At 74.7% G+C, this 25,405-nt stretch carries 20 protein-coding genes and 3 pseudogenes; 3 read left to right on the top strand and 20 right to left on the bottom strand.

The window, feature by feature from the left end; translation table 11 throughout:
* Nucleotides 1-14 precede the first annotated feature (14 nt).
* The 9 genes and pseudogenes from V6U77_RS23705 to V6U77_RS23665 form a co-directional block, all read right to left on the bottom strand.
* The gene (locus V6U77_RS23705) at nt 15-515 is read right to left on the bottom strand and encodes a hypothetical protein (protein ID WP_442934494.1); all 501 of its coding nucleotides are present in this window, start codon (nt 513-515) and stop codon (nt 15-17) included.
* Between the two features lie 171 nt (nt 516-686).
* Nucleotides 687-1,259: pseudogene (locus V6U77_RS23700) on the bottom strand (LAGLIDADG endonuclease); the annotation flags it as partial.
* Between the two features lie 42 nt (nt 1,260-1,301).
* A pseudogene (recA, locus tag V6U77_RS23695) lies at nt 1,302-2,153 on the bottom strand (recombinase RecA); the annotation flags it as partial.
* A 184-nt stretch (nt 2,154-2,337) separates the two neighbouring features.
* On the bottom strand, nt 2,338-2,538 hold the full coding sequence (locus tag V6U77_RS23690; RefSeq protein WP_151453943.1) for a DUF3046 domain-containing protein: 201 nt from the start codon (nt 2,536-2,538) through the stop codon (nt 2,338-2,340).
* Nucleotides 2,529-3,850, bottom strand: a pseudogene (locus tag V6U77_RS23685) (MFS transporter). The gene V6U77_RS23690 and the pseudogene V6U77_RS23685 overlap by 10 nt, the downstream one beginning before the upstream one ends.
* 78 nt (nt 3,851-3,928) lie before the next feature.
* The gene (locus tag V6U77_RS23680) at nt 3,929-5,071 is read right to left on the bottom strand and encodes an acyl-CoA dehydrogenase family protein (protein ID WP_334608835.1); all 1,143 of its coding nucleotides are present in this window, start codon (nt 5,069-5,071) and stop codon (nt 3,929-3,931) included.
* Nucleotides 5,072-5,091: 20 nt separating this feature from the next.
* Entirely contained in the window at nt 5,092-5,610 is a 519-nt protein-coding gene (locus V6U77_RS23675) for a hypothetical protein (RefSeq protein ID WP_334608834.1), read from the bottom strand.
* A gap of 138 nt (nt 5,611-5,748) precedes the next feature.
* Nucleotides 5,749-6,456, bottom strand: a complete 708-nt coding sequence (locus V6U77_RS23670; protein WP_334608833.1) for a UdgX family uracil-DNA binding protein — start codon at nt 6,454-6,456, stop codon at nt 5,749-5,751.
* 75 nt (nt 6,457-6,531) lie between these two features.
* Complete coding sequence (locus V6U77_RS23665) at nt 6,532-7,872, bottom strand: aminotransferase class I/II-fold pyridoxal phosphate-dependent enzyme (protein WP_334608832.1); 1,341 nt, start codon at nt 7,870-7,872, stop codon at nt 6,532-6,534.
* Nucleotides 7,873-7,906: 34 nt separating this feature from the next.
* Between V6U77_RS23665 and V6U77_RS23660 the strand changes: the two genes are divergently transcribed.
* The gene (locus tag V6U77_RS23660) at nt 7,907-9,151 is read left to right on the top strand and encodes a bifunctional pyridoxamine 5'-phosphate oxidase family protein/GNAT family N-acetyltransferase (RefSeq protein WP_334608830.1); all 1,245 of its coding nucleotides are present in this window, start codon (nt 7,907-7,909) and stop codon (nt 9,149-9,151) included.
* Nucleotides 9,148-9,816 carry a leucine efflux protein LeuE gene (gene leuE / locus V6U77_RS23655; protein WP_334608829.1) on the top strand — a complete coding sequence of 223 codons (669 nt, stop codon included), beginning with the start codon at nt 9,148-9,150 and terminating at the stop codon, nt 9,814-9,816. The genes V6U77_RS23660 and leuE overlap by 4 nt, the downstream gene beginning before the upstream one ends.
* Before the next feature lie 11 nt (nt 9,817-9,827).
* Here the strand turns inward: leuE and V6U77_RS23650 are convergent, their stop codons facing one another.
* The 10 genes from V6U77_RS23650 to V6U77_RS23605 all read right to left on the bottom strand — a co-directional run bounded on the left by V6U77_RS23650 (nt 9,828) and on the right by V6U77_RS23605 (nt 20,107).
* Nucleotides 9,828-10,745, bottom strand: coding sequence for a sporulation protein (locus tag V6U77_RS23650; protein ID WP_334608828.1), 918 nt, complete (start codon nt 10,743-10,745; stop codon nt 9,828-9,830).
* Nucleotides 10,746-10,907: 162 nt separating this feature from the next.
* The gene (locus V6U77_RS23645) at nt 10,908-11,972 is read right to left on the bottom strand and encodes a hemolysin family protein (protein WP_334608827.1); all 1,065 of its coding nucleotides are present in this window, start codon (nt 11,970-11,972) and stop codon (nt 10,908-10,910) included.
* Complete coding sequence (locus V6U77_RS23640) at nt 11,969-13,315, bottom strand: hemolysin family protein (RefSeq protein ID WP_334608826.1); 1,347 nt, start codon at nt 13,313-13,315, stop codon at nt 11,969-11,971. The genes V6U77_RS23645 and V6U77_RS23640 overlap by 4 nt, the downstream gene beginning before the upstream one ends.
* A gap of 263 nt (nt 13,316-13,578) precedes the next feature.
* Nucleotides 13,579-13,911, bottom strand: coding sequence for a monovalent cation/H(+) antiporter subunit G (mnhG, locus tag V6U77_RS23635; RefSeq protein WP_334608825.1), 333 nt, complete (start codon nt 13,909-13,911; stop codon nt 13,579-13,581).
* Entirely contained in the window at nt 13,911-14,183 is a 273-nt protein-coding gene (locus V6U77_RS23630; protein ID WP_334608824.1) for a monovalent cation/H+ antiporter complex subunit F, read from the bottom strand. Before V6U77_RS23630 ends, mnhG begins: the two co-directional genes overlap by 1 nt.
* Nucleotides 14,180-14,761, bottom strand: a complete 582-nt coding sequence (locus V6U77_RS23625; RefSeq protein WP_334608823.1) for a Na+/H+ antiporter subunit E — start codon at nt 14,759-14,761, stop codon at nt 14,180-14,182. The genes V6U77_RS23630 and V6U77_RS23625 overlap by 4 nt, the downstream gene beginning before the upstream one ends.
* Nucleotides 14,758-16,263 carry a Na+/H+ antiporter subunit D gene (locus V6U77_RS23620; protein ID WP_334608822.1) on the bottom strand — a complete coding sequence of 502 codons (1,506 nt, stop codon included), beginning with the start codon at nt 16,261-16,263 and terminating at the stop codon, nt 14,758-14,760. Before V6U77_RS23620 ends, V6U77_RS23625 begins: the two co-directional genes overlap by 4 nt.
* Nucleotides 16,264-16,288: 25 nt before the next feature.
* Nucleotides 16,289-16,768, bottom strand: coding sequence for a Na(+)/H(+) antiporter subunit C (locus V6U77_RS23615; protein WP_334608821.1), 480 nt, complete (start codon nt 16,766-16,768; stop codon nt 16,289-16,291).
* Nucleotides 16,765-19,599 carry a Na+/H+ antiporter subunit A gene (locus V6U77_RS23610; RefSeq protein ID WP_334608820.1) on the bottom strand — a complete coding sequence of 945 codons (2,835 nt, stop codon included), beginning with the start codon at nt 19,597-19,599 and terminating at the stop codon, nt 16,765-16,767. Before V6U77_RS23610 ends, V6U77_RS23615 begins: the two co-directional genes overlap by 4 nt.
* Before the next feature lie 121 nt (nt 19,600-19,720).
* Nucleotides 19,721-20,107: a hypothetical protein gene (locus V6U77_RS23605; RefSeq protein WP_334608819.1), complete on the bottom strand. Its 387-nt coding sequence runs from the start codon at nt 20,105-20,107 to the stop codon at nt 19,721-19,723.
* Between the two features lie 170 nt (nt 20,108-20,277).
* Between V6U77_RS23605 and V6U77_RS23600 the strand changes: the two genes are divergently transcribed.
* On the top strand, nt 20,278-24,867 hold the full coding sequence (locus V6U77_RS23600; protein WP_442934493.1) for an ATP-dependent helicase: 4,590 nt from the start codon (nt 20,278-20,280) through the stop codon (nt 24,865-24,867).
* Between the two features lie 66 nt (nt 24,868-24,933).
* Here V6U77_RS23600 and V6U77_RS23595 read toward each other — a convergent pair whose 3' ends face one another.
* Complete coding sequence (locus tag V6U77_RS23595; protein ID WP_334608818.1) at nt 24,934-25,260, bottom strand: hypothetical protein; 327 nt, start codon at nt 25,258-25,260, stop codon at nt 24,934-24,936.
* Nucleotides 25,261-25,405 lie beyond the last annotated feature (145 nt).

The following is a 25,405-nucleotide window of genomic DNA, read 5'->3' as shown; positions in this document are numbered from 1 at the left end:
GGGTCAGGGACCGATCAGAAGTCGACCGGCGGCAGCTCCGGGCCACCGGCGGCGTCGCTGGCGCCGACCCCGACGCCGAGCTTCTCCAGGATCTTCTTCTCGATCTCGGCGGCGACGTCCGGGTTCTCCCGGAGGAACTCGCGGGCCTTCTCCTTGCCCTGGCCCAGCTGGTCGCCGTCGTAGGTGTACCAGGCGCCGGACTTGCGGATGATCGCCTGCTCGACGCCGACGTCGATCAGCGAGCCCTCGCGGGAGATGCCCTTGCCGTACATGATGTCGAACTCGGCCTGCTTGAACGGCGCGGCGACCTTGTTCTTCACGACCTTGACCCGGGTGCGGTTGCCGACCACGTCGGTGCCGTCCTTGAGGCTCTCGATGCGGCGCACGTCGAGCCGGACCGAGGCGTAGAACTTCAGGGCCCGGCCACCCGTGGTGGTCTCGGGGCTGTTGTGCACCATCACCCCGTCGACGAAGTAGTTGTGGTTGCCCTCCACCTCGATGTCGAACCGGTTCATCGAGCGGGTCTTGGGCTTGACGTGGACGTCGATGATCCGCGCTGGCACGGGCGTGAGCTCCGCGGGGACGAACTGCGGCTCGACGGCACACTGGCCCTGGAAACGCGGCAGCAGCTTGGACTCCATCACCGCCGGCACGAAGGGCGCGACCAACTCCTGGAAGCGGGCCGACGACTCGGTGGTGAAGATGATCGAGGCCGTCTGCCGGGTGCCACGGGCCACCAGCTTGACGTCCATGCCGTACGCATCCCGCAGGTGCTCCACCAGGCGGACCCGGCTGCCCTCGGCCATGGCCTCGACGCAGATCTCTATCCGACCGGAGCCACCCGCCGTGCGCTCCTGCACTCCCTTGGATCGGAGCGTGAAACAGCCGTCGTCCATGTACCACACCGCGAGGGCCAACGGGGTCAGCGCCTTGAGGTAATCCCAGCTGAGGTGCTTCTTGCCGTCGCCCAGGTAGACCGCGCGACGTAGCTCGTCCAACTCGGGCAGCGGCGTGAAGTCGACGAACGCCGCGCCACGGGCGTCGGCACGCCGGGAGTGGCTGATGTTGCCGAGCAGCGAGACCTTCCAGTCGAGATAGTCGACCTGCTCGGCTCCGTGCCCCAGCCTGAAGCGCACCCCGGACCGGTCATGGTGGTTCGGTGACAGGGCTCCGTCGCCCATCAGCGAGCCCAGCACCACCTGCCACTGCTGCTCGCTGAGCCGCCGCGGCTCGGCCAGCATCACCCGGTCCCCGGCGATCAGCTCACCAGCCTCCCGCCAACCGCCGGGGGTGCGAACAAGATGGTTGGCCGTGGCGGCGAACTGCGCCCGCCCGTTACCGCCCGACTTGGCGACGGTGAACTGGAGGAACTGCTCGGCGGGACCGTTGTTGAACCAGTTGACGATCCGCTTCGGCTCCACCCGGTCGGTCTCCGGGTCGTAGGAGAGAACCTCGACATCCATCCGCTGATTGACGATCTTGCCAATCTTCTCCTGGGTGCCGTCGGCCAGGGTGACCCTGGTCGAGTACGACATGCAGCCGAACATCACGCCGATCTTCTCGCGGAGCTGGTTGATGAAGATCGCCGTGGTGCCGGTGTTGTTGAGCACACCGGTGATCTTTCGCAGCGCCTGGCTCATCAGCCGGGCCTGGAGACCCACGTGGCTGTCGCCCATCTCGCCCTCGATCTCGGCGCGCGGCACCAGCGCGGCCACCGAGTCGATGACGATGATGTCGATCGCGCCGGAGCGGACCAGCATGTCCGTGATCTCCAGCGCCTGCTCGCCGGTGTCCGGCTGGGAGACCAGCAGGGCGTCGGTGTCGACGCCGAGGGCCTTGGCGTATTCCGGGTCGAGCGCGTGCTCGGCGTCGACGAAGGCGGCGATGCCGCCGGCCCGCTGGGCGTTGGCCACCGCGTGCAGGGCCACCGTGGTCTTACCGCTGGACTCCGGCCCGTAGATCTCGACGACCCGGCCCCGGGGCAGACCGCCCACGCCGAGCGCTACGTCGAGCGCGATCGAACCCGTCGTGATCACCGAGGTCTGGACGACCGGCCGTTCCCCAAGCCGCATCACCGAACCCTTGCCGAACTGCTTGTCGATCTGAGCGAGAGCAAGGTCGAGTGCCTTCTCCCGGTCGGGCCCTGCGGCCATGTTTGCCACCCCTGCCTTCGCCGGCGTCTTTCCTGAGCTTCGCGTCACGCGGACACGCTAGGCGCTGGGTCCGACAGAAAACCAGCCGACCGGCCGTGAGCTGTGGACGAGCGCCCCGCTGTGGACAATAGCCGAACAGGTGTACGAGTCGGCAAGCGACACGCGGAAGCGGCGAAACGGCTGCTCAGCGCAGTCGGGCGGGCACCCGGTCGGGATAGGCGGCGCAGACCGCGCGCCACACCACGTGGGTCTGCTCACCCGAGGCCAGGGCCTGCTCGACGGTCCGCCCGCCGAGCTGCGAGAGCACCTGGTCGCGGGCGATGCTGGCCGCGTAGCCGGGGCCGAACGCCTCCTCCAGCCGGGTCCAGAAGTCGGTCAGCCGCACGTGTTCAGCCCTCCTCGTCCGGTGCCCCCACCGGCACCGGCCGCAACGCTAGCGTCACCAGGGGCACCACCGCGACCGCCGCCAGCCCGGTGAGCACCGGATAACCGGCCGCCTCCACGACAAACCCGCTGGCCGCCCCCGCGCCCGCGCCGGCCAGCCCCATGGTCAGGTCGGAGAGCCCCTGCACGCTCGGCCGGATCCCCACCGGCACCGACTCCGACAGCAGCGTCGAGCCCGCGACCATGGTCCCCGACCAGCCCAGGCCGAGCAGGAACAGCCCGACCGAGAGCCGGGCCGTGTGGTGCCCGGCGGTGCCGGCGACCGCGCACGCCACGAGCAGCAGCCCGACGCCGCCGAGGATCACCGCCCGGCGGCCGACCCGGTCGGTGAGCCAGCCCGCCACCGGGGCCAGGGCGTACATGCCGGCGATGTGCAGGCTCAGCACGAGACCGACCACCCGCAGCACGTCGGCGTCGTCGTGCCACTCGTGCAGGCGCACCGGGGTCATCACCATCACCGCGACCATGACCAGGTGGCCGACCGCCACCGCGACGATGCCGAGCCGGGCGGCCGGCCGCGCGCGTACCACCGCCCAGGCGGCCCGCATGCCCGCAGCGCGCCGGGCGGTCGACGCCGGTGCGACGACGGGGGCCGCCGGGGCGGCGACCGCCGCCAGCCGGCGCGCCGTGAGCAGCGGGTCCGGCCGCAGCAGCGCAAGGATCGCCCCGGCGGCGAGCAGCAGCGCGACGGCGCTGAAGGCGAACGGACCGGCCAGCGTCGGCAGTCCCCAGCCGCTGGTGGTGCGGTCGGCCAGCGAGGCGAAGTTCGGCGCGGCGACCGCGCCGATGGTGGTCGCCCAGACGATCAACGAGAGCTGGCGGCCCCGCCGCGCCGGGACCGCCAGGTCGACGGCGGTGTAGCGGGCCTGGAGGTTGGCCGCGCTGCCGCCGCCGAACAGGAGCATGCCGAGGAAGAGCAGCGGAACCCAGCGGGTGACCGCGGCGAGGACCACCAGAGCGCCCCCGGCGGTGCCGGCCAGGTACGCCACGACCAGGCCCGGTCGCCGGCCGTGGCGGGTCATGATCCGGGTGACCGGCACGGCGAGCAACGCCCCGCCCACCACGGCGGCGCTGCTGACCAGGCCCGCCACGGCGGTGCCGGCGACGTCGGCGGCGAGCAGCGCCCCGACGGCCACGCCGATGGTCACCCCGATCCCGCCGACGATCTGGGTGACGAAGAGCAGCCGCAGCGTACGCCGCTGGATGGGCGCGACGTCGCGCGCGGCGAGCGGCGCGGCGAGGTCGGTGGCCATGGCGGCTCCTTCGGGGTAAGGGGTGAGATGCCGTCCCATCCTTGCGCACCAGCCCCGCCGCCGGGCAGCCGGTCGACGCTACAGCCCGAGGCCGCGGCCGATGATCTCCTTCATGATCTCGGTGGTGCCGCCGTAGATCGTCTGCACCCGACCGTCCAGCCAGGCCTTGGCCACCGGGTACTCCAGCATGTAGCCGTAGCCCCCGTGCAGCTGCACGCAGCGGTCGGCCACCCTGTTCTGCAGCTCGGTGGTCCACCACTTGGCCTTGGCCGCGTCGGTGACCGAGAGCCGGCCGGCGCCGTACTCCGCGACACAGTGGTTGACGAAGGTACGGGCGATGGTGACCTCGGTGTCCAGCTCCGCCAGCAGGAAGCGGTTGTGCTGGAACGCGCCGATCGGCCGGCCGAACGCCTGCCGGGACCGGACGTGGTCGAGGGTGAGGGCGAGCAGCCGCTCGGCGGCGGCCACGGCGGCGACCGCGATGCTCAGCCGCTCCCGGGGCAGGTTGGCCATCAGGTGGTAGAAGCCGTGGTTCTCGCTGCCGATCAGGTTCTCCGCCGGCACCCGGCAGTCGTCGAAGAACAGCTCGGCGGTGTCGTTGGCCTTGAGCCCGACCTTGGCCAGCCGCCGCCCCCGGGAGAAGCCGGGGGTGCCGCTCTCCACGGCGACCAGGCTCACCCCGTGCGCGCCCTGCTCCGGCGCGGTACGCACGACCACGACCACCAGGTCGGCCATCTCCCCGTTGGTGATGAAGGTCTTCTGGCCGTTGAGCACCCAGCTGTCGCCGTCGCGGACCGCGCTCGTGCGGATCCCGGCCAGGTCGGAGCCGGCGCCGGGCTCGCTCATCGCGATCGCGGTGACCAGGTCGCCGGAGCAGAACCCGGGCAGCCAGCGCTTGCGCTGCTCGTCGGTGGTCAGCTCGGTCAGGTACGGCGCCACCACGTCGTTGTGCAGGCCGAAGCCGAGCCCGGTGCAGCCGGCGGTGACGATCTCCTCGTCGAGGACGGCGTTGAACCGGAAGTCACGCTGGCCGCCGCCGCCGTACTCCGCGTCGACGTCCATGCCCAGCAGGCCGGCGGCCCCGGCCCGGCGCCACACCTCGCGGTCGACGATCCCGTCGGCCTCCCAGCGCTCGTGGTGGGGCACCGCCTCGCGGGTCAGGAACTCGCGGCACAGCTCGCGGAACTCCTCGTGGTCGCGCTCGTAGAGATGCTGCTCCATGGCGGCAAGTGTGGCACCGCTCACCCGCCCTGCCCAGGGTCGCCGAGCGAGCGTTCCAGCCGGCGCACCCTGGCCATGGTCAGGGCGGCGACGGCGAGCACGACGGCGAGAACGGTGCCGAGCAGGCCGGCGGTCAACGGTCGGTCGAGCGCCACCGCGAGCGCGGCCAGCCCGCCGAAGAGCGCGACGCCGCCCGCCATGCCGAGCACCGCCCCCCGCCGGGCCACGGGCAGGTGGTCGACCGCGGCCGCCCGGGCCTGCTCGTCGGCGGGGAGCCGGCCCCGACGCAGCGCCCGGCGGGCCGCCTCCCAGGCCGGATCGCGGTCGGCCCGCACGACCCAGCCGAGGGTCAACGGGAACAGCCCCCAGGGCACGCCGCCCACCCCCGCGCCGAGCAGGGCCTCCGCCGGGGAACGACCGGAGCCGTCGAGCAGCCGCGCCGCGAACCAGGCGGCGGTGGCGAACGCGGCGGCCAGCACGTACGGGCCGGGTGCGCCCAGCCGGATCAGTGGCGGGCGGAGGGTGCGGCGGGGGGACATGCCCGGAAGCGGTACCCGGTGACCCCGGCGGACACTCCCCCGCACTCCCCCCGGACCGCGCACCGGCGCCTACCGGCGTGGCCGGGCGGCCGACCGCTGGGCTCGGGGCGCGGGCTTCGGCGGGCGGACAGGGCCCCGCTACCGGCCGGCGAGGGCGCGGGCGGCCACGGTGAGGTCGGCGACCAGCCCCTCGTACGCCTTGTCCTGGTCGTCGGCACGCAGAACGGCGGACGGGTGGATGGTGGCCAGCAGCCGCGCCGGCGGGGCGTCGGCGACCGCGCCGGCGGAGTCCACCGGAACCCTCCGGAAGTCCTCGGGGTGCTGGGCCGACTCCGGCCAGGGCAACAGCTCGCCGCGCTGGCGGGTGACCCGGAAGGTCGGGCCGAGCAGGGCCCTGGCGGCGGTGGCGCCGAGCACCACCACGATCTCCGGGCGCAGCCGGGCGAACTCGGCCACCAGCCAGGGCCGGCAGGCGGTGACGTGCACGCGGTCGGGGGTCTGGTGGATGCGCCGCTTGCCGCGCTGCTCGAAGCGGAAGTGCTTCACCGCGTTGGTGAGGTAGATGTGCCCGGGGTCGAGTCGGGCGTCGTCGACCGCCTTGCGCAGCAGCCGGCCGGCGGGCCCCACGAACGGCAGGCCCTTCTGGTCCTCCATGTCGCCGGGCTGCTCGCCGACGAAGACCACCCGCGCGCCGGCGTCGCCGCGGCCGAAGACGGTCTGCGACGCGTCCCGGTGGAGCTCGCAGCCCCGGCAGCCGGCGGCGGCGGCCCGCAGGTCGTCGAGGGTGTCGGCCCGCGGCGGGATGAACTGCTGCGCGCCCGGCGCGGTCTCGGTCTGCTCGGCCATGGCGACTGTTCTACCCCGCGCGGGAGGGAACACGCGCGGGGACCCGCCGCGAGGCCCGTGACGGGCCCGGCCGGCTCAGGCGGCGAAACCGTCCGGCGGGGCGGGCCGGACCGCCCGGGCCACCGCCTCGGCCAGCGCCGGGATCTCCGCCTCGTCCAGCGAGCTGACGGTGATCCGGATCGCCGGCGGGGCGGCGATGCTGTGCAGCGCGCCGGGCGCGACGGCCCAGCCGGCGTCGCGCAGCGCGGTCAGCACGCTGGTCTCGTCGTCGACCGGCAGCCAGACGTTGATGCCGCTGCGCCCGTGGGCGACCAGGCCGTGGCCGGCGAGCGCCCCGATCAGCGCCGCGCGCCGCCGCTCGTAGCTGCCGGCGGCCCGGTCCACCAGCGCGGCCACGGCGGGGTCGCGCCAGAGCGCAAGGACCAGCCGTTGCAGCACCGTGGAGACCCAGCCGGCGCCGACGCGGGCGCGGCCGGCCACCCGGGCCACCGTGGTCTCGTCGCCCACCAGCACGGCCAGTCGCAGGTCCGGGCCGAACGGCTTGCTCACCGAGCGGACGAAGGCCCACGTCGGGGTCGCCCCGGCGAGCGGGTGCAGCGGTACGCGGGCCAGCTCGGCGGCGTGGTCGTCCTCGATCAGCAGCAGGTCGGACCGGCCGGCGAGCAGGGCACGCAGCTCCCCGGCCCGCTCGGCGGAGACCGCCGCCCCGGTGGGGTTCTGGGCCCGGCTCGTCACGATGAGCGCCCGCGCGCCGGCGGCGAGCGCGGCGCCGACCCCGGCGACGAGCGGGCCGTCGTCGTCGACCGGCACACCGATCGGCCGCAGCCCGAGCGCGGCGACCAGGTCGAGCAGGTTGGCCCAGCCGGGGTCCTCGACCGCGACCGCGTCGCCGGGGCGCAGGTGCGCGCCGAGCAGCCGCTCGATGCCGTCCAGCGCGCCGCCGGTGACGGTCAGCTCCGCCGCCGGTACGCCGTCGGCGGCGAGCCGCTCGCGGGCCGCCTCGGCCAGCTCGGGCAGCACCCCGGCCGTGGGGTAGCCGGCCGGGGTGCCCGCTGCGGCGGCCAGGCCGGCGAGGTGCTCGCCGAGGGGTGGCAGCAGCCGCACGTCCGGCTCGCCCCGGGAGAGGTCGCGCAGGCCGGGGGCAGGCGGCGGGCGCAGCGCGGAGCGGCGGGCCGCCACGGGTGGTCGGGGTCGTATCCGGGTGCCGTGCCGGCCGGCGGTGATCACCAGGCCCCGCTGACGCAACTCCTGGTAGGCCCGCGCCGCGGTGGCCGGGCTCACCGCGAGCCGGGCGGCGAGCTCCCGCACCGGCGGCAGCGCGTCGCCGGGGGCGAGGGCGGCGCAGCGGATGCCCGATTCGATGCTGGCCGAAATCTCGGCGGCCGTCGTACCGACGACCTGATAGCGTGCTGACACAAATCAGGGATTGTACTAGAACAAAGGTCGAGCCATGTACGCACCCACCGACCGGACCACCGCCAGCCGCTCGCGGGAGCGGATGAGCTACGACGAGGCCGCCGCGCACGCCGTCCTCGACGAGGCGTACGACTGCGCGTTCGGGTTCACCGTCGACGGGGAGCCCCGGGTGCTGCCCACCCTGCACGTACGCGTGGGCGACACCCTCTACCTGCACGGTTCCACGGGTAGCCGGCCGCTGCTCGCCGCCCGGGGCGACGGGCTGGCGGTCTGCGTCGCGGTCACCCTGCTCGACGGCCTCGTCTACGGCCGCTCGCAGTTCCACCACAGCGCCAACTACCGCTCGGTGGTGGCGCACGGCACCGCGCGCCTGGTCACCGACGATCGGGAGAAGCTGCGGGTGCTGACCGCCCTGGTGGAGAAGGCCGCCGCGGGACGCAGCGTCGACAGCCGTCCCCCGTCGCGCCGGGAACTGGCGGAGACGGCCGTGCTCGCCCTGCCGCTGCGCGAGGTGTCGGTGCGCGCCCGCACCGGCGGCGTACGCGACGAGGAGGCCGATCTCGTCCTGCCGCACTGGGCCGGCGTGGTGCCGCTGCGGCTGACCGCCGGGCCACCCGAGCCCGACGCCGGGGTGGGCGTGCCGGTGCCGGCGTACCTGCGGCCGCAGACGTCGCCGTGGCTCGACCCGGCGGTGCTGCGCGGGGAACACGTGCTGCTGGAACCGCTCGACCTCGCGCACGCCGACGAGCTGCACGCCGCGACCGCCGACCCGGAGGTCTGGCGGCACCTGGGCGGCCCGCAGCCGGTCGACGCCGCCGGCACCGCCGACGGGATCGCCGCCGCGCTGGCCGCGTACCGGCGGGGCGAGCGGGTGCCCTGGGTGCAGCGCTGCGCGGTGACCGGCGCGGTGGTCGGCACCACCTCCTTCTACGAGGTGGACCCGGAGCGCCGGGCGGTCGCGATCGGCTACACCTGGCTGGGCCGCCCCTGGTGGCGCACCGGGATCAACACGGAGGCGAAGCTGCTGCTGCTCGGCCGCGCCTTCGAGGAGCTCGGTGCGGTGCGGGTGGTCTGGCACACCGACATCCGCAACGAGCGTTCGCAGCGGGCGATCGAGCGCCTCGGCGCGTCCCGCGAGGGGGTGCTGCGCCGGCACCGGCTCCGCCCGGACGGCTCCTGGCGGGACACCGTGCAGTATTCGATGACCGTCGACGAGTGGCCGAACGCACAGGTCACGCTCCGGGAAAGGCTTCGCCGGGCGGCACCCGTGGCCCCATGATGGCGGGCGTGCTGGGCATCACCGACATCTGGACGTACGTGCTGGGCACCGTGGCGATCGTTCTGCTGCCCGGGCCCAACTCCCTCTTCGTGCTCTCCACCGCCGCGCAACGGGGCGTGGCGGCCGGCTACCGGGCGGCCGGCGGGGTCTTCGTCGGCGACGGGGTGCTGATGTTCCTCTCCGCCGCCGGCGTGGCGTCGCTGGTCCAGGCGTACCCGCCGATCTTCCTCGTGGTCAAGTACGCCGGCGCCGCGTACCTCGGCTATGTGGGGTCGACGATGCTGCGCGGCGCGTGGCGACGCTGGCGGACGCGCAACGACTCCGCCGCCCCGCGGCTCATCGACGCCGCGGAGCCGGCGGCGATGCGCAGCCCCTTCCGCAAGGCGTTGGTGATCAGCCTGCTCAACCCGAAGGCGATCCTCTTCTTCGTCTCGTTCTTCATCCAGTTCGTGGACCCGGCCTACGCCTGGCCGGCGCTGTCGTTCCTGCTGCTCGGGCTGATCGCCCAGGTCGCCAGCGTGCTCTACCTGACCGCGCTGATCTTCACGGGCACGTTCCTGGCGGCCCAGTTCCGTCAGCGCCACCGCCTGGCGGCCGGCGCCACCACCGGCGTCGCCGCGCTCTTCCTCGGCTTCAGCCTCAAGCTGGCCACGGCCACCGCCTGACCCGGCCGGGGTCAGGTGCCGTCGCCGCCGCCCCCGCCGCCACCGGAGCCGGAGCCGCCCAGACCGAAGCCGGGGTGGATCGGCTCGTCCGGCGGCCGGCTGACGTGCGCGGACTCGGAGACGGCCGCGGACCAGTCGGCGTGCGCGGCGGCGGCGGCGTGCCGGTTGATCGCCGTGCGCAGCCAGGCGTCCACGGTCGCGATCCAGTCCCGCCGGTCGGCGCCGGTGTGCCAGACCCGGAAGCGGCTGATGCTCTGGTGGGTGATCCCGGCGAGGGCCAGCCGCCGGTCCATCCACAGGATGACCTCCAGGCTCGCCGGGTCGGCGATGAAGATCAGCTCCAGCTCGGTGATCGGCCCGGCGTAGAGCGGCGCCACCCAGTAGCCCAGCCGCTGGTGCAGCGGCAGGGTCTGCGCCACCCCGGGCAGCCGCCCGTCGACCAGGCCGGCCTGGCGCATGCTGAAGCCGAGCGTGTCGAGAGCCGCCAGGACGTGCGCCTGGGTGGGCAGCGGATGCACGAAGACCGGCACCATCGCGCCCTGGTCGAGCCGGGGCTCGACCGCCACCTCCGTACGCAGCCCCATCCGCAGGCTGAGCAGCGGAACCCCGCCGAACACGGTGACCGGGGTCTCCCACGGCAGCGGCAACTCGAACGGTATCGAGCGGCCCCGACCGGCCCGCAGCACGAAACCGTCGGCCACCGTCGCCTGGTGGAACTGCACCAGGCGACGGGGCGCCTCCGGATCGTCCGGCTCGGCCGTGGTGACCAGGCCGAGCCGGACGTGCAGCACGGGTACGTCGGTGGAGCCGGCGAGGACGGTGACCCGCCCCGGCAGGGGCAGCCCGGGGCGGGTGCTCGGGTTCGCCAGGGCCGTGCGCACCGACAGGCCGGTCCAGCCGGACTCGGGTGACACCCCCGTCAACCGCACGGCACTCCCCCGTCCGCCACCGGCCGAGCTCGGCCACCCCACGGTCGCGGACCTCGCGCGGGGCCCCTACATGGTCGCGGACCTCGCGCGGGCCCTCTCCATGGTCGCGGACCCCGCGGGTGGCCGCCCCGACTTCGGCGAACAGCGGCCACCTATCCGGTCTCATCTCATGCGTCGCCCGCGCGGCACCGGGTCGGTCTCGTCGTCGAACTCGCCGATGACCTCCTCCAGCAGGTCCTCCAGCGCGACGAACCCGACCGGCCGGGTCGGCCCGCCGCCGTTGCGCACCAACGCGAGCTGCGACTGCCGGGCGCGCATCTCCGCCACAGCGTCGGTCACCGACGCCGAGGCCGGCAGGGTGAGCGCGTTGGTCATCAGTTCGGCGGCGGTGACCACGCGCCCGGTGGTGGTGGCCCGCACCGCCTCCCGGACGTGGACCAGGCCGCAGACGTCGCCGTTGGCGTCCAGCACGGCCAGCCGCGACCGGCCGCTGTCCCGGCTGACCTGCTCGACGCGGTCGGCCCCCTCGTCACGGCGCACCGTCACCATCTGGTCGAACGGCTCCATCACCTGGGCCACCGTGGTGCCCTGCAACTCCAGCATGCTGGTCAGCATCTGGTGCTGCTCCGCGCCCAGCAGCCCGTGCTCGCGCGACTGCTCCAGCAGCATGCGCAGCTCGTCCGGGCCGTGCACCTGGGCGAGCTGGTCCTGCGGGTTGACCTTGACCAGCCGCAGCATCGCGTTGGCCAGGGCGTTCATCACCGACAGCACCGGGCGGGCGACCCGCGCGAAGGCACGGAACGGCAGCGCCAGCAGCACCGCCGAGCGCTCCGCGTCGGTGATCGCCCAGGACTTCGGCGCCATCTCCCCCACCACCAGGTGCAGGAAGGTCACGACGCTGAGCGCGAAGATCAGCGCGACCACGTGACTCGCGGCGGTCGGCAGCCCGACCGCGTGCAGCAGCGGGCTCAGCAGTCGCTCGATCGCCGGTTCGGCGAGCGCGCCGAGCCCCAGGGTGCAGAGCGTGATGCCGAGCTGCGCGCCGGCGAGCATCAACGACAGCTCGCGTACGCCGTCCAACGCCGCCCGGGCGGCCCGGCCGCCACCGGCGGCCGCGTGCTCCAGCCGGTAACGCTTGCTGGCCACCAGGGCGAACTCGGCGGCCACGAAGAACCCGTTCAACGCCAGCAGGATCACCGACGTGAACAGCGCGATCCCGGGGCTCATGCGGACACCTCCCCCGGCGCGGCGATCCGCAGCCGGACCGAGTCGGCCACGTGCCGGTCGACGGCCAGCACCTCGACCAGCGCGCGCTCCTGCGCGCCGTCCTCACCATCGGCCGGGAGGCCGATCTCCAGTCGGTCACCGACCTCGGGCACCCGTCCCAGCTCCCGCATGACCAGGCCGGAGAGCGTGTCGTACTCCGGGGCCTCGGGCAGCGCGATGCCGGTGCTGTCGGCGACCTCGTCGATACGCCAGCGCGCCGGCACCACCCAGGAACCGTCCTCCTGACGGGCCGGAGCCCGCTCCGGCGGATCGTCCTCGTCCCGGATCGGGCCGACGAGTTCCTCGGCGATGTCCTCCAGCGTGATGACGCCGGCGAAGCCGCCGTACTCGTCGACCACGCAGGCGAGCTGCCGGTGGCCGGAGCGCAGCCGGTCCAGCACCGTCGGCAGCGGCAGGGTCTCCGGCACCAGCAGCGGAGGCCCGGCGACCGCGCTGACCGGGGTGCTCGCGCGCTTCTCCGGGGGTACGCCGAGCACGTCGGCGATGCCGACGACGCCGACCAGGTCGTCGACGCCCTCGGTACCGCGTACGGGGAAGCGGGACTTGCCGGTGTCCAGCAGCTCGACCACCCGGCTGAGCGGCTCGTGCGCGCGTACGGTGTGCACGTCGACGCGGGGCACCATGGCCTCGCCCGCGGTCAGCCCCCGGAAGTCGAGCCCCCGGTCGAGCAGCGTCGACATCTCGGCGGTCAGGTGCCCCTCCTGGCGGGACTCGGCGATGATCTGCTCCAGGTCCTGCGGGGTGGCGCCGCTGGGCAGCTCCTCGATCGGCTCGATGCCGATGCGACGGAGCAGCCGGACCGCGGCCCGGTCGAAGAGCTTGATCAGCGGACCGGCGATCTTGAGGTAGATCAGGGTGGAGCGGCTCAGGGCCTTCGCGAGGGACTCGGCCCGCGCGAGGGCGAGGTTCTTCGGGGCCAGCTCGCCCAGGACCATCTGCACGAGGGTGGCGATGACCAGGGCGAGGGCGACCGAGAGCGGCAGGCTGACGGCCGCGGAGACGCCGGCGCCCCCGAGCAGTTCGGTCAGCCCGGCGCCGAGGAACGGCTCGGCGACGTAACCGACCAGCAGGGCGGTGACGGTGATGCCGAGCTGTGCGCCGGAGAGCATGAACGACAGGCGTCCGGTCACCTCCAGCGCCCGGACGGCGGCCTTGTCGCCGTCGTCGGCGAGCTGCTTGAGCCGGCCCCGGTCCACGGCGACGTAGCCGAACTCCTGGGCCACGAAGTAACCCGTGGCGACGGTGAGAACGATGATGAGGAGAAGACCAACGACGATCAACACGGGTCGCTCAGGGCTCCCGGGGACGTCGGGGTCGGGATGTGCCGGGCACGACCCGGCTGGCTACTGCTGCCCTCCTGGGCAGAAGAGTCGATCATGCGGCCCATTTTATCGGGATCGGCTGGATATCCGCTGAAGGTGTGCCGAAGGCATCCCGACGTTGCGGGCACCCCGGGGGCCGGCGGGAGGCCGTCCCCGCGTCAGCCGGGTGGTCCGCGCGTCGTCCACGGCCGCCGCCGCGCGGCTGGCGGTCCCGGCGTCGGCGCTCAGCGGTCGGCGAGTTCGTCGGCGTCGAGCAGGGCCGGATCGACCCGGCCGGTGCGGTACGCGGCCCGGCCGATCATCTGCGCCGCCACCGGGGCGGTGGCGAGCTGGAAGACCCCGACCAGCGCCACCATGCCCAGATCGGCCGGCGTACGCAGCCGCAACGCCAGGCCGAGCAGCAGGAGCAGCACCCCGAGCACCTGCGGCTTGGTCGCGGCGTGCATCCGGTCCAGCGTGCCGGGGAAGCGCAGCACCCCGATCCCGGCGGCGAGGCTCAGCAGGGCGCCGGCCACCAGGCAGCCGCCGCCCAGCCAGTCGGCCAGCGTGCCCCACATCAGGCCTCCCCGCCGCCCTCGCGGACGGCGAAGCGGACCAGCGACACCGATCCGACGAAGCCGAGCATGGAGATCGCCACCAGCACCGGCAGGGTGGTGGCGTGGCGGTGCACGGCGGCCTCCGCGCCGACCGCGGCGACCAGGGTGGCGAGCAGCATGTCGGCCGCGACCACCCGGTCGATCAGCGACGGCCCCCGGTAGAGGCGGATCAGGGCCAGCATCGCGGTCACCGAGAGCAGGGTGGTGAGGATGACGGCGAGGAACGTGGTCACGGGTCGGGTCCCCTCTCGACGGGATCGGCGCTCACCCTGCGGACCTCCGCGACGGAGCCGACCGCGCGGACGATCCGCCGCTCGACGGTGAGGATCCGCCGCCGGCTGCCATCGATGTCCTGCGGTCCGTGGGTGTCGAACACGTGCACGTAGAGGACCCCGGCGTCCCGGTCCACCTCGACGATCAGCGTGCCCGGCACCAGCGAGATCGCCTCGGCGGTGAGCGCGAGGTTCAGGTCGGTGCGCACCCGCAGGCGGACCCCGATGATCGCTCCCCGGGGCCGGTAACCGGGCTGCACCGCGACCCAGGCGACGTGCGCGCTGGCGCTGACCAGCTCGGCGGCGAAGCGCACGGCGAAGACCAGCAGCGGTCCGGGGCGCAGTCGGCCGCCGAAACTCACCGGCGGCAGGGGGAAGAACACCAGCACGGCACCGGCCACCAGCACCCCGCCCGCGAGGTTGCCCCAGGAGAAGTCGCCCCAGAACAGGCTCCAGACCAGCACCAGCCAGCCGAACGCGATCAGCCGGTCCCGGCGCCGTCCCCGCCCGCGCGGCGGCGCCTCGGACGCCGGGGTCACGGCGCACCGACCGGCAGCACGGAACGGATGTACGGGGTGCGCTCGCGCAGGTCGGCCGCCGCCTCGGCGGTGACGCCGAACAGCGGTCCCGCGACGACGGTCAGCGCCAGGCCCAGCCCGACGAGCGCGATCGTCGCGCCGACCATCAGCGCGGGCAGGCGCACGACCGGGGCGGTGGTGGCCAGCTGGGGCGCCCGCCAGAAGGCGATGTTCCACACCCGGGAGGCCACGTAGAGGGTGAGCAGGCTCGTCACCGTGCCCGCCACGACCAGCACACCGGGCAGCGGCCCGCCCGCCGAGACCCCGGCCTGCAGCAGGCCGAGCTTGCCGAGGAACCCGGAGAAGGGCGGTATGCCGGCGAGGTTCATGGCCGGGACGAAGAAGAGGATGCCGAGCAGCGGCGCCACCCGGGCCAGGCCGCCGAGGCGGCGCAGGTCGGTGCTGCCGGCCCGCTCCTCGACCAGCCCGGTGACCAGGAACAGTGTGGTCTGGATGGTGATGTGGTGCACCACGTAGAAGATCGCGCCGGAGAGCCCGGCGACCGTGCTCAGCCCCACCCCGAAGATCATGTAGCCGATGTGGCTGACCAGGGTGAACGAGAAGAGCCGCTTCATGTCCGACTGCGCCACCGCGCCGAGGATGCCGACCACCATGGTCAGCCCGGCCACCACCATCAGCAGCCCGGCGAGCTGACCGCCGGGGAACAGCAGCGTCTCGGTGCGGATGATCGCGTAGACGCCGACCTTGGTGAGCAGGCCGGCGAAGACCGCCGTGACGGGGGCCGGCGCCGTCGGGTAGCTGTCCGGCAACCATGCCGAGAGCGGGAAGACCGCCGCCTTGATCCCGAAGGCGAGCAGCAGCATGAGCTGCAGGGTCAACCGTACGCCGTCGGGCAGCGCGTCCAGCCGGTGCGCCAGCTGGGCCATGTTCAGCGTGCCGGTGGCCGCGTACACCAGGCCCACCGAGGCGAGGAAGATCATCGAGGACAGGATGCTGACCACCACGTACGTCGAGCCGGTGCGGATCCGGGTCTCGGTGCCGCCGAGGGTGATCAGCACGAAGCTCGCGGCCAGCAGGATCTCGAAGCCGACGAAGAGGTTGAACAGGTCGCCGGCGAGGAAGGCGTTGGTGACGCCGGCGGTCAGCACCAGGTAGGTGGGGTGGTAGATGGTCACCGGGACGGTCTCGCCGAAGTCCCCCTGCCCCTGGCCGACGGAGTAGAGCAGCACGCACAGGGTCACCGCCGAGGAGATCACCAGCATCAGCGCGGCGAGCTGGTCCGCGACCAGCACGATGCCCACCGGCGCCGGCCACCCGCCGACCTGGGCCACCACCGGTCCGTGCCGGTGCGCCTGCACCAGCAGCACCGCCGCGACCGCAAGGGTCGTCGACAGGCAGGTCACGCTGACGACCCGCTGCAGCCCGGGCCACCGGGCCAGCAGCAGGGTCAGCGCCGCGCCCAGCAGCGGCACCACCACGGGCAGCGGCACGATCCGGTTCATCGGGCGCCCCGCCCCGCGTACCCGGTCATCCGGAACCGTCCCCACGCCGGAGCCGGCGCGGCGGCTCCGGGTCGACCTGCTCCGGGTCGGCGTCCGGGCCCTCGCCGCCGAGGTCGGCGGCGGCCAGCTCGTTGCGCTCGGCCGCCTCCCTGATCTGCCGGTCCTCGATGTCGTCGGGCACCTCGTCGTCCCCCGTGAGATACCAGCTGCGATAGCTCACCGCCAGCAGGAACGCGGTCAGCCCGAAGGTGATCACGATGGCGGTCAGGACCATGGCCTGCGGCAGCGCGTCGCTCAACGTGCCGGCGGGGGCCGTGCCGACCACCGGGGCGGTCCCCGCGCGCCCACCCAGCAGGATGAGCACGTTGACGCCGTTGCCGAGCATGATGACGCCGAGCAGGATGCGGCTCAGGCTGCGTTCCAGCAGCAGGGTGACCCCGCAGCCGACCAGCACCCCGGCGGCGACGACCAGCACCAGGGCCGGTCCCGCGACGCCCGTCCTCACGTCCGCTCCCCCTGCCGGTCGACCCGCAGCCCGCCCCCGGGCTCGCCGGCCGCCTCGATGTGCCGGTCCACCTCGGCGCCGAGGCTGCGCAGGATGTCCAGCACCAGCCCGACCACGACCAGGTACACGCCGACGTCGAAGAAGAGGGACGTCACCAGGTAGAACTTCCCGATCAACGGCAGCCACAGGTCGATGCGGGCGCTCTCGAGCACCGTCCCGCCCGCGAACAGGGCGATCGCCCCGGTGCCGATCGAGACGAACAGGCCGGCGCCGAGCACCGTGCCGGCACCGACCGGGGCGGCCTCGGCCAGCTCGTAGCGGCCGCCGGCCAGGTAGCGCACGGCCAGCGCCAGGCTCGCCACCAGGCCGCCGGCGAAGCCGCCGCCCGGCGCGTTGTGGCCGGAGAAGAGCAGGAACAGGGAGAAGACCACCACGGTGTGGAAGACCAGCCGGGTCACCACCTCCAGCACGATCGAACGCTGCCGTTTGTGCAGGGTCGCCCCGCCGCGCAGCCAGACCCGGTGCCCCGGCCGCTGCACCCGGTTCGGCGGCTCGGGGCGGCGGGGGCGGGGCCCGGTCCGGGACCGCTGGAAGACCAGGCTGGCCACGCCGGTCGCGGCCACCACCAGCACCGACAGCTCGCCCATCGTGTCCCAGGCCCGGATGTCGACCAGGGTCACGTTGACCACGTTGCGGCCGTAACCCTGGGTGACCGCCAGGTCGGGGAACGCGTCGGAGATGGTGGGCGCCTGCCGGGCCGAGGCGGCGGTCAGGGCCAGCCCGCCGACCACCACGCCGACCGCCAGCCCGATCGTGCGGCGTACCCACCGCCGGCGTCTCGGGCGGGCCGAGAAGCGCTCCGGCAACCGTCGCAGGACCAGCACGAACACCGCGATGGTGGCGGTCTCGACCAGGAACTGGGTCAGCGCCAGGTCCGGCGCGCCGTAGATCACGAAGAGCATCGCGGTGCCGTAGCCCGTCATGCCCACCAGCAGCATCGCCGTCAGCCGCCGACGGGCGCCCACCGCCAGCACCGCCGCGACCGTCACCACCGCCACCACCACGACCTGCACCGGGCTGTCCCAGAGGGCGACGCGGTCCTGCCACGGGCGCGTTGCCAGCATCGCCCCGCCGGGCACCACGGTGAGCACGAGCAGGATGGTGCCGAGGTACTGCGGCAGGGAACCGCGCTGCGTCGCGCCGGTGACCTCGATGGCCATCCGGTCGAAGCGGCGGGTGAGCCACTCGTACCCCTGGTTGCCGGTGACCGGGACGTGCAGCCGGGCCAGCACCGGGGCGAGCGGGCCGCGCAGCGCGAACAGCGCCGCCCCGCCGGCCACGGCGAGCGCGGAGAGGCCGAGGGCCGGGCTGAGGCCGTGCCACAGCGCCAGGTCCTTGCCGACGGCGCCGAACAGCTCGGCGTACGGGCGGAGCAGGCCGTCGAGGATCCCGGCGGCCGGACCGGCGGCCAGCCCGACGGCGGCCAGCAGGGCCGGCGGGGCGAGCATCGACGCGGGGATGCGCCCGAGGACGGTGGGCTCCACGCCGGGCCGGGTGGCGAACGCGCCCCAGACGAACCGGGCGCTGTAGGCGACGGTGAGGGCCGTGCCGGCCACCAGGACGGCGACGACGGCGGGCCGGTCGGTGAAGGCGGCCAGCACGGCCTCCTTGGCGACGAAGCCGACCAGCGGCGGGAGTCCGGCCATCGAGGCGGCGGCGAGCACCGTCACGGTGACGAGCAGCGGGGCGCGGCGGCCGAGCCCCGACAGCTCCCGCAGGTCGCGGGTGCCGGCGCCGTGGTCGATGATGCCCACGACGAGGAAGAGCGGCGCCTTGAACAGGGCGTGGGCCAGCAGCATCGCCGCCCCGGCCAGCGCGGTGTCCGGGGTGCCCGCGCCGACCGCCACCGCGATCAGGCCGAGCTGGCTGACCGTGCCGTACGCCAGCAGCAGCTTCAGGTCGGTCTGCCGCAGCGCCGCCCAGCCCCCGGCGAGCATGGTGGCCAGGCCCGCGACCACGACCACCGGCCGCCACGGGCCGGCGCTCGCCAGCGCCGGGGCGAGCAGCGCGATCAGATAGACCCCGGCCTTGACCATCGCGGCGGCGTGCAGGTACGCGCTCACCGGCGTCGGCGCCGCCATCGCCACCGGCAGCCACGAGCTGAACGGCAGCAGCGCCGACTTGGACAGCGCCCCGGCGAGGATCAGCAGGACCGCCGTGACGAGGTACGCGCCGCCCGACGGCGGGGTGGCGGCGATCTCCGACCAGCGGTAGGTGCCGGCCTGCTCGCCGAGCATGATGAACCCCACCAGCATCGCCAGCCCGCCCAGCGTGGTCACGGTCAGCGCCTGCGCCGCCGCCCACCTGCTGGAGCGCCGCTCGGTGCTGTGCCCGATCAGCAGGTACGAGAAGACCGTGGTGAGTTCCCAGCACACGTAGAGCAGCAGCAGGTCGTCGGCGATCACCAGGCCGAGCATCGCCCCCGCGAAGGCGACCAGCACGGCCGCGAAGCGGGCGACGCCGGCGGACCGCGGGGCGAAGTAGTGGGCGCTGTAGACCAGGACCAGCGCGCCGACGCCGCCGACGAGCAGGACCATCAGCCAGGACAGGGTGGTCAGCCGCAGCGCCAGGTCGACGCCGAGCTGACCGATCCACGGGTACGTCTCGACCACCGCGCCGCCCTCGCGGACGGCGGGTGTGCGGGCGAGCGCCCACCCGAACGCGGCCGCCGGCGCCAGCGCCAGCGCGTAGCAGGCGCGGGGACCCCACCACCGGACGAGCAGCGGCGCGACGAGGGCCGCCACGAGGTGGAGGATCAGCAGTACGAGCACCCGCGCTCCCGGTCGAGGTGGCTGCGGCGCGCGCCGGAGGTGGAACGCCTAGGTGCGATCACACGCCAGTTCGTCGCCCGGCGGGCGGTTTTGCGCGAATTCGTCCCTGTCCGGCGGGCGGTCAGCCGACGATGACCTCGGCCACCGGGGCGACGGGTTCCGGGGCGCGGCGTTCGCGACGGGGCTCCACCAGCAGGTCGGGGCGGCCGAGCTGGATCACGACCTTGTTGACCACCCGCTGGGCGGCGGCGAGGGAGCGCACCGGCAGCAGTCGGCCCCGGCCCTCCCGCCGCAGCACGAAGTAGTGCACCGCGGCGCGGACCTGACCCCGGTCGGCGGCGCTGGCCTGCGCGGTGGAGAGGACGAGTTCCCGCAGCGCGGCGGCGAGCCGCTCGGCCAGCTCCAGCTCCGGGCCGGACAGGCCGGTGCGGACGGCGGCGAGGTGGCTGTCGACCTTGCGGATGAGCACGTCGGTGCCGGGCTCGAAGCTCCGCTGCTCGACGGCCATCCGATCCTCCACCCCAGGCTGACGCTCGGGGTGAAGTTACTTTATGTTGTGGGGCAAGAGCAAGCAGTTAAGTGAGACTTAATGGATTAAACGCGCAAACGGCTCGGAAGAGCCGGAGCAGGGCGGCCCCTCCCGCGCCGGAGGCCGGGATGTCGGTCCTCCCGGGCAGGATGGAGGGCGTGACGACGGCGATGACGGGGTTCGGCGCGGCGACGCGGGAGTGGTTCGGCGCCGCCTTCGCCGCGCCCACCGCCGCCCAGACCGGCGCCTGGAGTTCCGTATCGGCGGGGCGCAGCGCGCTGGTCGTCGCCCCCACCGGCTCGGGCAAGACGCTGGCCGCGTTCCTCTGGTCGCTCGACCGGCTGGCCCGCGAGCCCGCCCCGGCCGACCCCCGGCACCGGTGCCGGGTGCTCTACGTCAGCCCGCTCAAGGCCCTCGCGGTTGACGTCGAGCGCAACCTGCGCACACCCCTGACGGGCATCCGGCAGGCCGCCACCCGGCTCGGCGTCGCCCCGCCGGAGATCACCGTCGGGATGCGCACCGGCGACACCCCCGCCGACGAGCGGCGGGCCTTCGCCCGCACCCCGCCGGACATCCTCATCACCACGCCGGAGTCGCTGTTCCTGCTGCTCACCTCCGCCGCCCGCGACTCCCTGCGCGGCGTGCAGACCGTGATCGTCGACGAGGTGCACGCGGTCGCCGGCACGAAACGCGGGGCCCACCTCGCACTGTCCCTGGAGCGCCTGGACGAGCTGCTGCCCGCCCCGGCGCAGCGGATCGGCCTCTCCGCCACCGTCCGGCCGGTCGACGCGTGCGCCCGCTTCCTCGGCGGCGCCCGCCCCGTCGACGTGGTCGCCCCACCCAGCGCGAAGACGATCGAGGTCAGCGTCCAGGTCCCGGTGCAGGACATGACCCGCCTCGACGAGCAGGCGCCGCCCGAGGACGACCTCGGCGGTCTCGGCACCCGTCGGGCCTCCATCTGGCCGGCGGTGGAGGAGCGGGTCTTCTCCCTGGTCAGGGCGCACCGTTCGACCATCGTCTTCACCAACTCCCGGCGTTCCGCCGAGCGCCTCTGCGCCCGGCTCAACGAGCTGGCCGGCGAGGAGCTGGCCGCCGGAGGGCCGGCCGGCGAAGGGCCCGCCGGCGGAACCGCGCAGCCCGCGCTGCGCGACGGGCGGGCGCCCGCGGAGCTGATGGCGCAGGCCGGCGCGGCGGCCGGCGCCCCGCCCGTGATCGCCCGCGCCCACCACGGCAGCGTCTCCCGGGAGGAGCGCAAGCACATCGAGGAGGCCCTCAAGTCCGGGCAGCTGCCCGCCGTCGTCGCCACCTCCAGCCTGGAGCTGGGCATCGACATGGGCGCCGTCGACCTGGTGGTGCAGATCGAGGCGCCGCCCAGCGTGGCCGCCGGGCTGCAGCGGGTCGGCCGGGCCGGGCACCAGGTCGGCGCGGTCTCCCGTGGCGTGGTCTTCCCCAAGCACCGGGGCGACCTGCTCTCCTGCACCGTGGTCGCCGAGCGGATGGCCGACGGGGCCATCGAGGAGCTGCACCACCCCCGCAACCCGCTCGACGTGCTGGCCCAGCAGATCGTGGCGATGGTGGCGCTGGAGCCGTGGCGGGTCGACGACCTGGCGGTCGTGGTCCGCCGGGCGGCCCCCTTCGCCGAGCTGCCCGACTCGGCGCTGCACGCCGTGCTCGACATGCTCTCCGGCCGCTACCCGTCGACCGCGTTCGCGGAGCTGCGGCCCCGGCTGGTCTGGGACCGCGCCACCGACACGCTCACCGGCCGGCCCGGCGCGCAGCGGCTCGCCGTGACCAGCGGCGGCACGATCCCCGACCGGGGGCTCTTCGGCGTCTTCCTGGCCGGGGCCGAGCGGGCCGCCCGGGTCGGTGAGCTGGACGAGGAGATGGTCTACGAGTCCCGGGTCGGCGACGTCTTCCTGCTCGGCTCGTCGTCCTGGCGGATCGAGGAGATCACCCCCGACCGGGTGCTGGTCTCCCCGGCCCCGGGGCAGGCGGCGAAGATGCCGTTCTGGAAGGGCGACCAGCTCGGCCGCCCCGTCGAGCTGGGCCGGGCCATCGGCGCCCGGGTCCGGACCCTGCTGCGGCAGGACGACGAGACGGCGGTCGCGGCGCTGCGCGCCGGCGGCCTGGACGACTGGGCCGCGGGCAACCTGATGGCCTACCTGCGCGAACAGCGCGCCGCCACCCGGTCCCTGCCCGACGACCGCACGGTGGTGGTCGAACGGTTCCGCGACGAGCTGGGCGACTGGCGGCTGGCCGTGCACAGCGTGCTCGGCGCCCGGGTCAACGGGCCGTGGGCGCTGGCCATCGGCCGCCGGCTCGCCGAGCGCTACGGCGTGGACGCGCAGGTGATGCCGTCCGACGACGGCATCGTGGTCCGCCTGCCCGACACGGCCGACGAGCCACCCGGCGCCGACGTGGTCGTCTTCGAGCCGGAGGAGATCGCCCAGCTCGTCGAGGAGTCGGTCGGCACGTCCGCGCTCTTCGCGTCCCGGTTCCGCGAGTGCGCCGCCCGGTCGCTGCTGTTGCCCAGGCGCGACCCACGGCGCCGCCAACCGCTGTGGCAGCAGCGCCAGCGCGCCGCCCAACTGCTCGACGTCGCCCGCGAGTACGCCGACTTCCCGGTCACCCTGGAGGCCGCCCGGGAGTGCCTCCAGGACGTCTTCGACCAGCCGGCGCTGGCCGAGCTGATGCGCGACCTGGCCGCCCGCAAGGTGCGCCTGGTCGAGGTGGAGACCGCCCAGCCGTCGCCGTTCGCCCGGTCGCTGCTCTTCGGCTACGTCGGGGCGTTCCTCTACGAGGGCGACGCGCCGCTGGCCGAGCGCCGGGCCGCCGCGCTGGCACTGGACTCGACCCTCCTCGGCGAGCTGCTCGGCCGGGTCGACCTGCGGGAGCTGCTCGACCCGGCGGTGCTGGCCGAGACCGAGCGGCAGCTGCGCTGGCTGACCGAGCAGCGCCGCCCGCGCGACGCGGAGGACGTGGTCGAGCTGCTCCGCGTGGTCGGCGACCTCTCCGAGGCGGAGCTGGCCGAGCGGGGCGCCTCCCCCGGCTGGCTGACCGAGCTGGCGGCGGCGCGGAGGGTGCTGCGCGTACGCGTCGCCGGCGAGGAGCGCTGGGTGGGCATCGAGGACGCCGCCCGGCTGCGCGACGCCCTCGGCGTGGCCCTGCCCGTCGGGGTGGCCGAGGCCTACCTCGCCCCCGTGGTCGATCCGCTCGGTGACCTGGTCGCCCGCTACGCGCGTACGCACGGGCCGTTCGCCGCCGCCACCTGCGCCGCCCGCTTCGGGCTCGGCGTCTTCGTGGTCGAGCAGACGCTGCGCCGGCTCGCCGCCACCGGGCGGGTGGTCGCCGGCGAGTTCACCCCCGACACGGCCGGCAGCCAGTGGTGCGACGCGGAGGTGCTGCGGCTGCTGCGCCGCCGTTCCCTGGCCGCGCTGCGCCGGGAGATCGAGCCGGTGCCGCCCCGCGCGCTGGCCACGTTCCTGCCCCGCTGGCAGCAGGTGGGCTCGTCCGCGCGGGGGGTGGAGGCGGTGGCCGCCGCCGTGGAGCAGTTGCAGGGGGCGGCGGTGCCGGCGTCGGCGCTGGAACGGCTGGTGCTGCCCGGCCGGGCCGCCGACTACTCCCCCGCCCTGCTCGACGAGCTCTGCGCCAGCGGCGAGGTGCTGTGGGCCGGCTCCGGGGCCATCTCCGGCGGGGACGGCTGGGTCACCCTCGCCTACGCGGACGTCGCCCCGCTGCTGCTTCCCCCGCCCGACGAGGCGCTCGCCCGCACCCCGCTGCACGACGCGGTCCTGGACGCGCTCGGCGACGGGCAGGCGCTGTTCTTCCGGTCGCTGTCCGACCGGGTCGGCTCGACCGACGACGCCGCGCTGGCCGCCGTCGTCTGGGACCTGGTGTGGGCCGGTCACCTCACCAACGACACCCTGGCGCCGTTGCGCGCGGCGCTCGGCGGCGGCGGGGCGCACAAGTCCCGGGCCACCGCGCCGCGCACCCGCTACCGGCGTCCCGGGCGGGTGGCCCTGCCGACGCGTGGCGGCCCGCCGACCGTCGCCGGCCGCTGGTCGCGCCTGCCGGAACGCGACACCGACCCGACCCGTCGCGCCGCGGCCCTGGCCGACGTGCTGCTCGAACGGCACGGCGTGGTGACCCGGGGCGCGGTGCTGGCCGAGCAGGTGGCCGGCGGCTTCGCCGCCGTCTACCCGGTGCTCTCCGCGCTGGAGGAGCGCGGCGCCGCACGGCGCGGCTACTTCGTCGAGGGCCTGGGCGCGGCGCAGTTCGCGGTGCCGGGCGCGGTCGACCGGATCCGGGCGTTGGCCGAGCCGACCGACGGCTCCCGGGGGCGCGGCGGGCCCGCCCTGGTGCTCGCCGCGACGGATCCGGCCAACCCGTACGGCGCGGCGCTGCCCTGGCCGGAGCGGGTGGTCGACTCGGGCGACGGGGCCGTCCCGGCGACGGGGCACCGGGCGGGACGCAAGGCCGGCGCCGTGGTGGTGCTGGTCGCCGGCGACCTGGTGCTCTACGTCGAACGCGGCGGGCGGACCATCCTCTCCTTCGCCGACGACACCGACCTGCTGGCGGCGGCCGGAAAGGCGCTCGCCGACGCGGTCCACTCCGGCGCGTTGGGTGCGATGTCGGTGGAGCGGGCCGACGGCGAGGCGGTGCGTTCCTCGCCGCTGCGCGACGCCCTCACCGCCGCCGGCTTCCGGGCCACCCCGCGCGGCCTGCGCCTGCGCGGCTGACCCCGCGCCGACCCGGCCGGGCCCGCCAGGGCAAGTCGAGGAGGGTGGGGGCCCCGGCCCGGACGGTCAGCGAAGGCTCGTGAGGACCTTCTCGTAGCGGGCGCGGTCGGCGGCGGGGGTCTTCGCCTCCAGGTAGTTGAGCACCACCGTGCCCCGCCGGAACGACTGGCCGCCCCACGTCTCGGCGACGTCGCTGGCGCTGGTCTCGTCGGGGAAGACGTAGACGGTGACGGCGTCGGTGGCGACCAGCTCGGAGCAGCCCAGGCCGAGCCCGTCCGGACCGCACTCGACCGACCGGTCCCGGGGGTTCGGCACCTTCAGCCCGGCGGCCTTGAACGCGTCGACGACCTGCCGCGCACCGGGCGTGCCGGTCGGCCGGACCGGCAGCTTCACCGGCGGCGGGCTGGCGGGGCGACGCCCGGTCGACCCGCCGGTGCTCGGGGCGGCCGGGCCCACCCTGCTCGGCGAAGCGGCCGGCGGGGCGGGCCGCGTCGGCGTCGGCGCGCCCGTCGGGCCCGCCGACGGGACGGCGGCCGGG

This window comes from Micromonospora sp. CPCC 205546 (assembly GCF_036902715.1).
Taxonomy (GTDB): domain Bacteria; phylum Actinomycetota; class Actinomycetes; order Mycobacteriales; family Micromonosporaceae; genus Micromonospora.
Note: the sequence above shows the minus strand (reverse complement) of the source record. Positions and strands in the feature narration are given on the sequence as shown.

What these genes read in the sequence shown, in the direction of transcription:
- V6U77_RS23705 (WP_442934494.1), bottom strand. Translation starts at nt 515, where the DNA reads ATGAACCGGTTCGACATCGAGGTGGAGGGCAACCACAACTACTTCGTC.
- V6U77_RS23680 (WP_334608835.1), bottom strand. Translation starts at nt 5,071, where the DNA reads ATGGAGCAGCATCTCTACGAGCGCGACCACGAGGAGTTCCGCGAGCTG.
- V6U77_RS23675 (WP_334608834.1), bottom strand. Translation starts at nt 5,610, where the DNA reads ATGTCCCCCCGCCGCACCCTCCGCCCGCCACTGATCCGGCTGGGCGCA.
- V6U77_RS23670 (WP_334608833.1), bottom strand. Translation starts at nt 6,456, where the DNA reads ATGGCCGAGCAGACCGAGACCGCGCCGGGCGCGCAGCAGTTCATCCCG.
- V6U77_RS23660 (WP_334608830.1), top strand. Translation starts at nt 7,907, where the DNA reads ATGTACGCACCCACCGACCGGACCACCGCCAGCCGCTCGCGGGAGCGG.
- leuE (WP_334608829.1), top strand. Translation starts at nt 9,148, where the DNA reads ATGATGGCGGGCGTGCTGGGCATCACCGACATCTGGACGTACGTGCTG.
- V6U77_RS23645 (WP_334608827.1), bottom strand. Translation starts at nt 11,972, where the DNA reads ATGAGCCCCGGGATCGCGCTGTTCACGTCGGTGATCCTGCTGGCGTTG.
- mnhG (WP_334608825.1), bottom strand. Translation starts at nt 13,911, where the DNA reads ATGTGGGGCACGCTGGCCGACTGGCTGGGCGGCGGCTGCCTGGTGGCC.
- V6U77_RS23620 (WP_334608822.1), bottom strand. Translation starts at nt 16,263, where the DNA reads ATGAACCGGATCGTGCCGCTGCCCGTGGTGGTGCCGCTGCTGGGCGCG.
- V6U77_RS23605 (WP_334608819.1), bottom strand. Translation starts at nt 20,107, where the DNA reads ATGGCCGTCGAGCAGCGGAGCTTCGAGCCCGGCACCGACGTGCTCATC.
- V6U77_RS23600 (WP_442934493.1), top strand. Translation starts at nt 20,278, where the DNA reads ATGGAGGGCGTGACGACGGCGATGACGGGGTTCGGCGCGGCGACGCGG.